General features: G+C 74.5%; 11 protein-coding genes. 4 read left to right on the forward strand and 7 right to left on the reverse strand.

Features of this window, described 5'->3' with window-relative positions; genetic code table 11:
* Nucleotides 1-16: 16 nt before the first annotated feature.
* Nucleotides 17-2143 (reverse strand): transglycosylase domain-containing protein, encoded by a 2127-nt coding sequence (locus HPC71_RS00955; protein ID WP_154615813.1) that lies wholly within the window; start codon nt 2141-2143, stop codon nt 17-19.
* A 194-nt stretch (nt 2144-2337) separates the two neighbouring features.
* Here HPC71_RS00955 and HPC71_RS00960 point away from each other — a divergent pair, with 194 nt between their 5' ends.
* Nucleotides 2338-2637 carry a WhiB family transcriptional regulator gene (locus tag HPC71_RS00960; RefSeq protein ID WP_154615811.1) on the forward strand — a complete coding sequence of 100 codons (300 nt, stop codon included), beginning with the start codon at nt 2338-2340 and terminating at the stop codon, nt 2635-2637.
* Nucleotides 2638-2818: 181 nt separating this feature from the next.
* On the opposite strand, the gene bagB is transcribed toward HPC71_RS00960, so the two are convergent.
* Nucleotides 2819-3991, reverse strand: coding sequence for an ArsA family ATPase (gene bagB, locus HPC71_RS00965; protein ID WP_171895956.1), 1173 nt, complete (start codon nt 3989-3991; stop codon nt 2819-2821).
* 22 nt (nt 3992-4013) lie between these two features.
* Complete coding sequence (bagA, locus tag HPC71_RS00970) at nt 4014-5018, reverse strand: ATPase BagA (protein WP_154615809.1); 1005 nt, start codon at nt 5016-5018, stop codon at nt 4014-4016.
* A 47-nt stretch (nt 5019-5065) separates the two neighbouring features.
* Here bagA and HPC71_RS00975 point away from each other — a divergent pair, with 47 nt between their 5' ends.
* Nucleotides 5066-6367 carry an Nramp family divalent metal transporter gene (locus HPC71_RS00975; protein WP_154615807.1) on the forward strand — a complete coding sequence of 434 codons (1302 nt, stop codon included), beginning with the start codon at nt 5066-5068 and terminating at the stop codon, nt 6365-6367.
* A gap of 38 nt (nt 6368-6405) precedes the next feature.
* Entirely contained in the window at nt 6406-7041 is a 636-nt protein-coding gene (locus HPC71_RS00980) for a YdeI/OmpD-associated family protein (RefSeq protein ID WP_154615805.1), read from the forward strand.
* Here the strand turns inward: HPC71_RS00980 and HPC71_RS00985 are convergent.
* From HPC71_RS00985 to HPC71_RS01000, 4 genes are all read right to left on the reverse strand, one after another.
* Nucleotides 7038-9437 (reverse strand): ABC transporter permease, encoded by a 2400-nt coding sequence (locus tag HPC71_RS00985; RefSeq protein WP_154615803.1) that lies wholly within the window; start codon nt 9435-9437, stop codon nt 7038-7040. The genes HPC71_RS00980 and HPC71_RS00985 overlap by 4 nt on opposite strands.
* A complete protein-coding gene (locus tag HPC71_RS00990) occupies nt 9434-10219 on the reverse strand; it encodes an ABC transporter ATP-binding protein (protein ID WP_154615801.1) in 786 nt (261 codons plus the stop codon). The genes HPC71_RS00985 and HPC71_RS00990 overlap by 4 nt, the downstream gene beginning before the upstream one ends.
* Nucleotides 10220-10283: 64 nt before the next feature.
* A complete protein-coding gene (locus tag HPC71_RS00995; protein WP_284438249.1) occupies nt 10284-11006 on the reverse strand; it encodes a response regulator transcription factor in 723 nt (240 codons plus the stop codon).
* Nucleotides 11003-12199, reverse strand: a complete 1197-nt coding sequence (locus HPC71_RS01000) for a sensor histidine kinase (protein WP_154615799.1) — start codon at nt 12197-12199, stop codon at nt 11003-11005. Before HPC71_RS01000 ends, HPC71_RS00995 begins: the two co-directional genes overlap by 4 nt.
* 110 nt (nt 12200-12309) lie before the next feature.
* On the opposite strand from HPC71_RS01000, the gene sp36 reads away from it, so the two are divergent.
* A complete protein-coding gene (gene sp36 / locus HPC71_RS01005) occupies nt 12310-12468 on the forward strand; it encodes a Sp36 family protein (protein WP_091025199.1) in 159 nt (52 codons plus the stop codon).

Here is a 12468-nt window from a genome sequence, read left to right on the forward strand (position 1 = left end):
GCGGGTCACTCACGGGTCACTCGTCGTCGTCCCCGAAGTCGTCGTCGGTCGGCGTGCTGGGGGTGCCGCGGGTGACCGACGACGGCGGGGTGAACGACTCCACCGGGAGCTTGTCGAGGATGCCGCGCATCGCGCTGCCCCAGACCGGCGCGGCGTAGCCCGAGCCGGACGCGCCGTAGATGGTCGTCGGCCCGATGTTGACGCCCTCGAGGCTCTTCGGCGTGCCGGACTCGTTGGCGCCGGCGATCATCGAGGCGGCGGCCATGTTCGGGGTGTAGCCGACGAACCAGATCGCCTGGCCGCTCTGGGACGTGCCGGTCTTGCCGGCGGCGTCGCGGCCGAGCGCCTGGGCGGAGGCGAAGCCGCCCTCGATCACCCCGCGCAGGATGTCGTTGATCGCGTCGGCGGTGGTCTCCTGCAGGACCTGCTCGCACTGCTGGTCGTACTCCTTGAGCACGGTGCCGCGGGAGTCCTCGATGGCGACCACCGGGCGGGAGTCGCAGTGCAGGCCGCGGGCGGCGAAGGTGGCGTACGCCTCGGCCAGCTCCAGCGGGCTGGCGTCGGGGATGCCGAGCACGAAGGTCGGGACGCGCTCGGGCAGGCCCGGGCCCTCGCCCTCGGGGTTGGTCAGGTCCACGCCCATCGACTTGGCCAGCTCGTAGGGCTCGCAGATGCCGGTCAGCGTCTCCAGCTGGGCGAAGTAGGTGTTCACCGACTCCCGGGTGCCGCGGTACATGTCCATGTAGCCCGAGGTGGTCGAGTTGCCGAGGTCCCAGGTGCCGTAGCCGTAGGGCTCGCCGTCGCAGTCCTCGTACTCGTACTCGGGGATCGAGATCCGCGGCGGGGAGTTGAACCCGGTGCTCGTCGGCAGGCCCTGCTCGAGGGCCGCGGCGAGCACGAAGACCTTGAACGTCGAACCGGGCTGGAAGCCGGCGGAGTCGCCGTACTTCTGGTTCACGACGTAGTTGAGGTAGGTCTGGCCGCGGGAGCGGTCGCTGCCCATGGGCCGCGACTGCGCGATCGCGCGCACCTTGCCGGTGCCGGGCTCGACCATCGCCAGGCCGCCGATCGCCTCGGACTCGGGGTAGACGGCGCTGGTGACCGCCTCGTCGGCCGCCGCCTGCGCCTGCAGGTCGATGGTCGTGCGGATGGTCAGGCCGCCGGAGAAGATCAGGTCGCGGCGCTCGGCGGCGGTGCGGCCCAGCGAGCGGTCCTTGAGCAGGTAGTTGAGCAGGTAGTCGCAGAAGAACGGCGCCCGCGAGTTCAGGCAGCCGTTCGGGGTGGTCTGCACGTCGAGGCCCAGGCCGCGCTTCTTGAGCCGGTCGACCCGCTTCTGCTTGACGATCCCGAGCTCGGCCATCCGCTCCAGGACGACGTTGCGGCGCGCGATCGCGCGGTCCTCGAACTTGGTGGGGTCATAGCCGTAGGGGTTCTTCACCAGGCCGGCCAGCAGCGCCGCCTGCGGCAGCTTCAGGTCGCTGGCGTTGACGTTGAAGTAGTGGCGGGCGGCCGACTGGATGCCCCAGGCGCCGTCGCCGAAGTAGGCGGTGTTGAGGTAGCGCTCGAGGATCCAGTCCTTGGTGTGGCGCTGCTCCAGCGCCACGGCGTACCGCAGCTCGCGCAGCTTGCGCGCGTAGCTGTCGTCGGTGGCCTCGCGGCGCTCCTTCTTCGTCTTCGCCTGGTCGACCAGGGTCAGCTTGACCAGCTGCTGGGTGATCGAGGAGCCGCCCTGCACCACCCCGGAGTTGGCCTGGTTGGTGATGAACGCGCGCAGCGTGCCCTTCAGGTCCAGCGCGCCGTGCTGGTAGAAGCGGTAGTCCTCGATCGCGACGATCGCCTTGGTCATCACCCGCGAGACGTCGGTGAGCTTGACGTTGACCCGGTTCTGGTCGTAGAGCGTGGCGATCGTCTCGCCGTTCTCGTCGAGCACCTGGGTGCGCTGGGCGAGCGCCTCGGTCTCGAGCTCGGCGGGCAGCTGGTCCATGGTGTCGGCGACGTTCTTCGCACCGATCCCCACGACGCCGGCGAACGGGATCGCCAGCCCGGCGACGACCACGCCGAGGACGGCGGCGACGGCGACCATGACCCCGAGGTGGGAGGCGACCTTGCGGGGGGTGAGCTGCTCAGGGCGCTGCGCGGTCATGCCGATCAGGCTACGCGAGCGCGCGAAGCCCCAGGAAAGCCTGACACGGACGCACTAGTCATATCGGACTATGCCGCTTGGGCTGAACGTGTCTGTACCGGTGAGCGAAATCGCTTTACCTTGGAGGCCGAGGGGACTTCCCGGGTAGGCGTCATGGGGACGCGCACCTATCTCGGAGCAGATGTGGGGACATCATGTGGGTTGAAGACTGGACGCCGAACGCTGCCTGCAAGTCGGCGCAGCCGGACCAGCTGTTCGTGCGTGGAGCCGAGCAGAACAAGGCCAAGCAGCTGTGCGCCGGTTGCCCGGTGCGCACCGAGTGCCTCGCAGAGGCGCTCGACAACCAGATCGAGTGGGGGGTCTGGGGCGGCATGACCGAGCGCGAGCGCCGGGCGCTCCTGCGCCGCCGGCCCACCGCCTCGTGGCGCACCGTCCTGGAGACGGCTCGCGAGCAGTCGGCCGGGGTGCCGGCCGGTCGCGCCGCCGCCGTCTGACCGGCTCGTCCGGCTCGGCCCTGGGCTGGGCTCTGGGCTCGGCCTGATCGATCGGGCCCGCTCGGCCTGATCCGTGGGGACTTCTCAGGGGACCCCTGCACTTCTCAGGGGAGATCTCCCCTGAGAAGTGCAGGAGTCACCGGTTAACCGGGGACTCCGACACCCCGGCCCAGCACCCGGTTCAGCCGCCGGCGAGCAGCTCGCCGACCCGGCGCAGCCCGTCGAGGTCGTGCACGTCGCCCGCGAGGGCGGGCACGACCCCGGTCGGCACGTCGGGGTGGGCGGCCGCGAAGCGGGCGCGCAGCATCGCCTCGCGCTCGACCATCCGCTGTCGGTCGGCGTGCAGCCGCAGCAGCCCGGCGGTGAGCGAGGCAGGGTCCTCGGCGCGCAGTCGCGCGGCCGCGGCCATCGCCTCGTCGCCGGACAGGTCGCTGCGCGGCTCGGGGCTCGCGCGGTTGACGACCAGCCCGGCCAGGGGCATCTGGTCCTCGCCGAGCCGCTCGACGAAGTACGCCGCCTCGCGCAGCGCGTCCGGCTCGGGCGCCGCCACCACGATGAAGGCCGTCTCGTCGGCCTGGAGCAGCGCGTAGGTCTTCTGGGCCCGCGCGCGGAATCCGCCGAAGACGGTGTCCAGCGCGGCCACGAAGGTCTGCAGGTCGCGCAGCACCTGGCCGCCGAGGATCTTGGTCAGCGCGTTGGTGATGATGCTGAACCCCGCGGTCATCAGCTTCGCCGGGCCGCGGGCGGGCGCGAGCATCAGCCGGATGAACCGGCCGTCGAGGAAGCTGGAGAGCCGCTCGGGGGCGTCGAGGAAGTCCAGGGCCGAGCGCGAGGGCGGGGTGTCGACGACGATCAGGTCGTAGGTGCCCGAGCGCTGGGCGTCGGCGTGGATCTGGCCGAGCTTCTCCATCGCCATGTACTCCTGGGTGCCCGCGAACGAGCTCGACAGCGCGACGTAGAAGGGGTTGGCCAGGATCTGCTCGGCCTTCTCCGGGCTGGCCTGGCTGAGCACGACCTCGTCGAAGGTCCGCTTCATGTCGAGCATCATCGCGTCGAGCCGCCCGCCGGCGGCGTCGTCGACGCCGACCACGGGCCGGGGGGTGTTGTCGAGCATCGCGATGCCCATCGACTGCGCGAGCCGCCGGGCCGGGTCGATCGTCAGCACGACGACCTTGCGGCCGCGCTCGGCGGCGCGGAGGGCCAGCGCGGCCGCGGTGGTGGTCTTGCCGACCCCGCCGGAGCCGCAGCACACGATGATCCCGGTGCCGGGGTCGTCGAGCAGCGCGTCGACGTCCAGCGGGCCGCTGGCCCGCCGGCTGCTCTGCGGCCCGACCCGCGTCCGGTTCCCGCTCACGCGTCCCTCCTCATGTCGGCCCTCATGCCAGCCCCTGGGCCCGCAGCTCGCCGGCCAGCTCGTAGAGACCGCCGAGGTCCACGCCGCCCGGCAGGCGCGGCAGCTCGTACGTCGGTCGGTCCAGCCCGGCGACCACCTCGCGCTGGCTGTCCTCGAGGGCGCGCCGCTCGGCGTGGTCGCGCGCCTCGGCGAGCAGCCCCTCCACCAGGTCCTCCTCGGCGCCCAGCCCCGCGGCCGTGAGCTCGTCGGCCAGCCGGCCCGGGTCGAGGCTGTCGGCGCGGGCGGCGGCGAGGTCCTCCTCGTCGAGGTCGCGCGGCCGGACCAGGTTCACCACGATCCCCCCGACCGGGAGCCGCGCCGCCTCGAGCTCGGTGATGCCGTCCGCGGTCTCCTGCACCGGCATCTCCTCGAGCACGGTGACCAGGTGCACGGCGGTCCGCGGCGAGCGGAAGAGGGTCATCATCGTGTCGGACTGGTTCTTGATCGGCCCGACCTTCGCCAGCCCCGCGAGCTCGTCGCTGACGTTGAGGAACTGCACGATCCGGCCGGTCGGCGGCGCGTCGAGCACGACGGCGTCGTACTGCTGGGCGCCCTTGTTGCGGCTGTTGCGCTGCACCGCCTCGAAGACCTTGCCGGTCAGCAGCACGTCGCGGACGCCGGGGGCGATGGTCGTGGCGAACTCCACGACGCCGAACTTGTCGAGCGCGCGGCCGGCGCGCCCGAGCTTGTAGTACATCGAGAGGTACTCCAGCAGCGCGGCCTCGGGGTCGATGTGCAGCGCGTGCACGACGCCCGGCGGGCCGGACTCCCCGGGGACGGGCAGGCCGGTGGCGATGCGCCGCTCGGCGTACGGCAACGGGTCGACGTCGAACATCCGGGCGATGCCCTGGCGCCCCTCGACCTCGCACAACAGCACGTTGCGCCCCGAGGTCGCCAGCGCGAGGGCGAGGGCGGCGGCCACGGTGGACTTGCCGGTGCCGCCCTTCCCGGTCACCACGTGCAGCTGCACGCGCGGCCAGTCGGTCATGGGGGCGAGCGTAGCCAGCGACGGCCAGCCTGGGCGATGATGCGGCGATGAGCTCCCCGGGAGACGCCCCCGCCCAGCCGCTCACGACCGGCGCCGCACCCCGGTGGCGGGTGATCGGCCCCGGGCTGGTCGTCGCGGCCACGGGCGTCGGCGCCGCCGACCTGGTGGCGACCCTCGTCGCCGGGGCCAAGTTCGGCTACACGCTGCTGTGGGTGGCCGTGCTCGGCGCCGTGATCAAGGTGGTGCTGGTCGAGGGGGCCGGGCGCTACTCCCTGGCGACCGGCCGCACGATCTTCGAGGGCTGGCGCAGCCTGGGCCGGTGGACCACCTGGTACTTCGCGCCGTACATCGTGATCTGGGGCCTGGTCTACGGCGCCACCGCGATGTCGTCCTCCGCGCTGCCGATCGTCGCGCTCTTCCCCGACCTCTCGCTGCGCTGGACCGCTGTGGTGACCGGCCTGGTCGGGCTGGCCCTGGTCTGGGTCGGCACCTACGCGGCCTTCGAGAAGGTGATGGCGGCGCTGGTCGGGATCATGTTCGTCTGCGTCGTCGGCGCGGCGGTCCTGGCCACCCCCAACCTCGGCGAGATCGTGCTCGGCCTGCGGCCGGTCTTCCCCGACGACTCGGTCGTCAACGTGCTGGCCATCGCCGGCGGGGTCGGCGGCACGATCACGCTGGCGGCCTACGGCTACTGGCTGCGCGAGAAGGGCTGGTCGACGCCCGTGTTCATGCGGGTGATGCGGATCGACAACGGCGTCGCGTACGCCGTCACCGGGATCTTCGTGGTCTCCATGCTGATCGTCGGCGCGGAGCTCTACTACTCCGCCGGCATCGCGGCCGAGACCGGCGACCAGGCGCTCGTGCAGCTCTCCGACGTCCTCGACGACCGGTACGGCGAGGTCTTCGGCACGGTCTTCCTGGTCGGCTTCTTCGCCTCGTCGTTCTCCTCGCTCATCGGCGTGTGGAGCGGGGTGAGCCTGATGTTCGCCGACTACGTCGGCAACCTGCGCGACCTGCCCTCCGGGCACCCCGACACCCGCACCGGCGGGCGGTACTTCCGCGCCTACCTGCTGTGGCTGACCTTCCCGCCGATGCTGCTCCTGCTGCTCGACGAGCCGGTCGGGCTGATCCTGGCCTACGGCACGCTCGGCGCGCTGTTCATGCCGTTCCTCGCCATCACCTTGCTGGTGCTGCTCAACAAGCGGCGGCCGGGGGCGCTGCCGCACTCCGACGTCCCCGAGGAGTGGCGCAACGGCTGGCTCTCCAACGGCTTCATGGCGCTGTGCGCGGTGCTCTTCGTCGCGCTGGCCGTCAACGAGATCCGCGAGACGCTGGCGCCCTACCTCTGATCGCCCCCCACTGATCGTCCCGACCCTGGAGTCCGGTCATGGCCGACCTGCCCGAGCTGCTCGTCCCCGACGCCGCCGCGTGGCGGGCGTGGCTCGAGGAGCACCACGCCGACTCACCGGGCGTGTGGCTGGTGCTGACCAAGAAGGGCGGCGACGTCACCGCGCTGACCCGGGCCGACGCGCTCGACGAGGCGCTGTGCTTCGGCTGGATCGACGGCCAGGCCCGCAGCCGCGACGCGGCCACGTCGCTGCAGCGGATGACCCGGCGCACCCCGCGCAGCCGGTGGTCCCAGGTCAACGTCGACCTCGTCGCCCGGCTGGAGGCCGAGGGCCGGATGGCGCCCGCCGGGCGGGCCGCGGTGGAGGCGGCCCGCGCCGACGGGCGGTGGGCGGCGGCGTACGCCCCGCCCTCGCGGGCCGAGGTCCCGGCCGACCTGATGGCCGCGATCGCGGCAGACCCGCGGGCCCGGGCGATGTTCGAGGTGCTGACCAGCAGCAACCGCTACGCGCTGGGTCACCGCCTCGGCGCGGTCAAGCGGGCCGAGACCCGCGAGCGCAAGATCGCGGAGTACGTCGCCATGCTGGCCCGCCACGAGACGATCTACCCGCAGCGGGCCCGGCCGCCGGCCGACCCCCAGACCGACGCGCAGCCCGACGCCCCGCCCGACCGCTAGTCGAGCGCGAGCCCGGCCGCGGGGGCGACCCGGGCGGCGCGCCGCGAGGGCAGCACGCCCGCGAGCAGCCCGGCCGCGGCGGCGACCAGCACCACGACGAGCAGCTGGCCCCAGGGGAGCACGACCGCGGCGTCGTCGACCGCGACGTCGACCAGCGTCCGCACGGCCACCCAGGCGAAGACCACGCCGATCACCGTGCCGAGCACGGTCGCCACCACCGAGAGGAGCACCGCCTCGGCGGCGAGCATCCGGCGCAGCTGGCGGCGGGTGAGGCCGAGCGCGCGGAGCAGCGCGTTCTCCCGGGCGCGCTCCAGCACCGAGAGCCCCAGGGTGTTGCCGATGCCGATGAGCGCGATGGCCACCGCGACCCCGAGCAGCGCCACCACGGCGCCGGTGAGGACGTCGAGCTGGAGCTCCACCCAGGCCCGCTCGGAGAGCCCGTCGACCAGGTCGGCGCCGCTGTTGACGGCGATCGCGCCGAGGTCGCCGGTGAGGTCCTCGACGTCGACCCCGTCCTCGGCGCGCGCCCACACCGCCCGGGGCAGCGGGTCGCCGCCGAGGGAGGCGAGCGTCGCCGTCGCGACCAGGCCGGCCTCGCCCCAGCCGTCCCCGGAGCTGACCCGGAGCCGCTCGGTCCGGCCGTCCACCGTCACCTCGACGTGGCGGGGCTCGTCGCCGGCGGCCAGCAGGTGCTGGGGCAGCGTGATGACGCCCGGTCGCGGCCGGGTGACGGTCTCGTCGCGCAGGACGCCCGCGCCGGCGCCGGCGTCGAGGAGCGGCACCCGGCCGATCCCCTCGATCCGGGCGACCACGCCGGGGAGCACGACGGCGTCGCGGACACCCAGGGTCGAGCGGACGTCGGCCAGCACGTTGTCGGGCAGCGGGTCCTCGACCGCGGTGATCGCCAGGTCGAGGGGGTGGGCGGCGTCCATGTCCCCGGCGACGGCGTCGCGGGAGCTGGCCAGCCCGGTGAGAACCGCCGTGGTCAGGGTGACGCCGATGAGCAGCGAGGCGGTCGTGGCGGCGGTGCGCCGCGGGTTGCGCACCGCGTTGCCGGCGGCGAGCCGCGCGGTGGTCCCCCGCAGCGGGGCGCCGGCGAGCCGGACGAGCGCGGGCACGAGGAGCGGGCCGAGCACGATCACCCCGGTGAAGGCCAGGGTGCCGCCGGCGACCATCACGCCGACCGAGTGGGTGGCGATGGCGACCCCGAGGAGCGCGGCCCCGGCGAGGACGGCCAGCGCGCCGCCGGCGGTGCGCAGCCGGCCGGCCCCGGTGCGCAGGTCGACGCCCGCGTCGGGCCGCAGCGCGGCCAGCGGGCTGACCCGGACGACCGCGCGGGTCGGCAGCCACGCGGCCACGACGGTGACGAGCAGCCCGACCGCGAACGCCGCGGCGTACCACTGCGCGGAGACGGCGGCCTCGACCATCGTGCCCTCGGCGAGCCGGCCGCGGGCGACCGCGACGAGCACCCGGCCGAGCACCGTGCCGAGCACCAGCCCGAGGCCGGAGGAGAGCGCGCCGAGGGCCAGCGCCTCGAGCCGGATCGAGCGCAGCAGCTGGCGGCGGGTCGCGCCGACGCAGCGCAGCAGCGCGAGGTCGCGGCGGCGCTGGGCGAAGAGGATGCTGAAGGTGTTGGCGATGACCAGCACCGAGACGAACAGCGCGATGGCTGCGAAGACGAGCAGGACGATCGCGATGACGTCGACCTCGCGGGTCAGCTCGGCCTGCCGCTCCTGGACGAACTCGTCGGCCGGCTGGACCTGCGCGGAGGTCCCGCGCGCGGCGGCCCGGGCGCCGTCGCCGGCGTAGGCGACGGCCTCGACCCACATGCTCGAGGTCCACGGGCGCAGGTCCGCCCAGGGCAGGTAGAGCGTCGCCCCGGACGACGCCGAGGGGGTGTCGACCAGGCCGACGACCTCGGCCTCGACCGCGCGGCCGCCCGCGCCGATCCGGACCCGGTCGCCGACGGCGAGGTCGGCGGCCTTGGCGTCGTTGACGTCCGCGACCACCTCGTCCCGGCCGCCGGGCCACCGGCCCGCGCGCAGCTCCTGCCAGCGCAGCGCCTCGTCCTCGGCGAGCGCGGCGAGGTCGACCCGCTGGCCGACGACCCGCCCCGCCGAGGTCACCGGCCCGGTGACCGAGCCGAGCACGACCGCGCTGTCCCCGGCCGCCGCGGCCCGGCGCACGACCAGGTCGGCGTCCTCCGCGCCGAGCTGGGAGACCACGGCGTCGGCGCCGCGGTAGGGCAGCCCGACGCCCGCGACGAGACCGTCCTTGGTGGCGGCCGACAGCGCGCTGGTGACCACGACGAACGAGACGCCGATGACGATCGCGACCGCCGCGGCGACGTAGCGCCGGGCGTGGGTGCGCAGCGAGGCGAGCAGGACGGTCCTCATCGCTCGCCCCGCAGGGTCGCGACCAGCTCGTCGGCGGACGGCTCGACGAGGTGGGCGCGGATCGCGCCGTCGGCGATGACCACGACGTCGTCGGCGTACGCCGCCGCGTCGAGCTCGTGGGTGACCATGACGACGGTCTGGCCCAGCTCGCGGACGGAGCGGCGCAGGAAGCCCAGCACCTCCGCGGAGGCGGCGCTGTCGAGGTTGCCGGTGGGCTCGTCGGCGAAGACGATCGCGGGCTCGCTGACCAGTGCGCGGGCGATCGCGACCCGCTGCTGCTGGCCGCCGGAGAGCTCGGCGGGCCGGTGGCCGAGCCGGTCGCGCAGGCCGAGGACGTCGACGACGAGGTCGTGCCGCTCGCGGACGGCGCCGCTGAGCCGCCGGCCGGCGAGCTCGAGGGGGAGCGCGATGTTCTGCGCCGCGGTGAGCATGGGCAGCAGGTTGAAGGACTGGAAGACGAAGCCGACGTGGTCGCGCCGGAACAGGGTGAGCGCGGTGTCGTCGAGCCGCTCCAGGGCCTGCCCGGCCACCTCGACGGTGCCGGCGGTGGGGGCGTCCAGCCCGGCCAGGCAGTGCATGAGGGTGGACTTGCCGGAGCCCGAGGGCCCCATGACGGCGGTGAACCGACCGGCCGGCAGGTCGAGGTCGACGCCCCGGAGGGCGTGGACCGCGGCGTCGCCGCGGCCGTGGACGCGGGCCAGGCCGCGGGCGCTGGCGGCCAGGGTGACCCGGTCGGCTGCGGTCGGGGCTGGGCCGTTCGTGGGGGAGGTGCTCGTGGTCATGGCACGAGCCTCGTCGCCGGCGGCGTCCGGGTCGTCGGCCCGCGGGCGGGACCCGGCGTACGACTCAGGTCGTACGCGCCAGCCCGGTCTCGTACGCCAGGACGACCAGCTGCACCCGGTCGCGCGAGCCGGTCTTGGCCAGCAGCCGCCCGACGTGGGTCTTCACGGTGGTCTCGGCGACGACGAGCTCCGCGGCGATCTCGGTGTTGCTGCGCCCGCGGCCCACCAGCGCGAGCACCTCGCGTTCCCGCTCGGTCAGCGGCGCGAGCCGGTCGTGCGTGGGGGCCGCCGGGGTGCCGTCGGTGTCGTCCGGGTCGGGCAGGACGGCGGCGAACCGCTCGAGCAGGCGCCGGGTCGTGCTCGGCGCGACGACCGAGTCGCCGGCGTGGACGGTGCGGATCGCGCCGAGCAGCTCCTCCGGCCCGGCGTCCTTGAGCAGGAACGCCGCGGCGCCGGCGCGGATCGCGGCGAAGGCGTACTCGTCGAGGTCGAAGGTGGTCAGCACCAGGACGCGGGGCGCGCCTGGCCGCGCGGCCAGCCGCCGGGTGGCCTCCACGCCGTCCATCCGCGGCATCCGGACGTCCATCAGCACCACGTCGGCGCGGGTCACCGACAGCCGCTCGAGCGCCTCCGCCCCGTCGCCGGCCTCGCCGACGACCTCGAGGTCGGGCTGGCTGTCGACGAGCATCCGGAAGCCGCCGCGGACCATCTGCTGGTCGTCGACGAGGAAGACCCGGATCCGGTCGGTCCCCGGGCCTGCCGTGCCCTCCGTGCCTGCCGCGCTCACGCCGGGATCCTCGCAGAGACGGTGAACCCGCCCCCGGCGCGCGGCCCGGCCTCGAGCGTGCCGCCGTGGACGCCGACCCGCTCGCGCATGCCGAGCAGGCCCAGCCCGCGGCCGTCGTCCTCGGCGCTGGCGCCGCGCCCGTCGTCCTCGACGCGCACCACCACCGCGCGGTCGCGACCGGCGCCGGCGACTGCCACCTCGACGCGGACCGCGACCTCGGGGCCGGCGTGCTTGCGGACGTTGGTGAGCGCCTCCTGGACCACGCGGTACGCCGTCAGGCCGACGCCGTCGGCGATGCCGGTCGTGGCCGCGGGGTCGGGCAGGCGCGCCTCGACCCGCGCGCCGGCGGTGCGCGCCTCGGCGACCAGCGCGTCGAGGTCGGCCAGCCCCGGCTGCGGCCGCAGCGCCGGGCCGCCGTCGACGGCCGCGTCCTCGGCGCGGAGCAGCCCGAGCATCCGGCGCATCTCGGTCAGCGCCTCCCGGCCGGTCGCGGCGACCGTCTCCAGGGTGCGGGCGGCGACGTCGGGGTCGGTGCGGGCGGCGTACCGCGCCCCGTCGGCCTGCACCACGATCACCGAGAGCCCGTGCGCGACCACGTCGTGCATCTCGCGGGCGATCCGCGCCCGCTCGTCGGCCGCGGCCAGCGCCACCTGCTGCGCGGCCTCGCGCTGCACCCGGTCGCTGCGCTCGACCAGCGCGTCGACGTAGGCCTGGCGCGTGCGCCCGAGCGTGCCGAGCGCCCAGGCCGCCGCGGCGACGGCGCCGATCAGGATCGCGTTGGTGAGGACGGTGAGGGCCGTGTCCGGCGACCCGACGCTCCAGTCGATCGCGGCGGTCAGCGCCGCGACCGCGCTGACGGCCAGCGCCGCCCAGCCGTGCACCGGGGCGGCGTACCGCGCGACGGAGTAGACCGCGACCGGCCACGCCACCTGGCCCAGCGTCGGCTCGTCCAGGAGCAGCACCTGGGCCGCGTGCGCGGCCGTGACCGCCCAGAAGACCGCGACCGGGTGGCGGCGCCGCCACAGCAGCGGGCCGACCTGGAGCACGCTCAGGGCGCTGCTGACCGGGCCGACCGAGAACCAGAGCGGCACCGCCGGCAGCAGCAGGCCGACCACCACCAGCACGTCGAACCACCGGCGACCGCGGGGCCCCAGGCGCCGCGGCGGGCGCTGGTCGGGCAGGGGCGTGCTCACGACGGCGACCCTAGGCGGGCGGGCGGTCCGAGCGCGTCCGACCAGGGGATGACCCGGGGGATGATCCGCGGGCGTCGGCGGCCCACCGAGCCGCGAGTAGGGTGCGGCCCATGACCAAGTGGGAGTACCTGACCGCGCCGATCCTCACGCACGCGGCCAAGCAGATCCTCGACAACTTCGGGGCCGACGGCTGGGAGCTGGTGCAGGTCGCGCCCGGCATGAACCCCGAGAACCTGGTCGGCTACTTCAAGCGCCCGGTCGAGGGCTGA

The organism is Nocardioides marmotae (assembly GCF_013177455.1).
In the GTDB taxonomy this organism is placed as follows: domain Bacteria; phylum Actinomycetota; class Actinomycetes; order Propionibacteriales; family Nocardioidaceae; genus Nocardioides; species Nocardioides marmotae.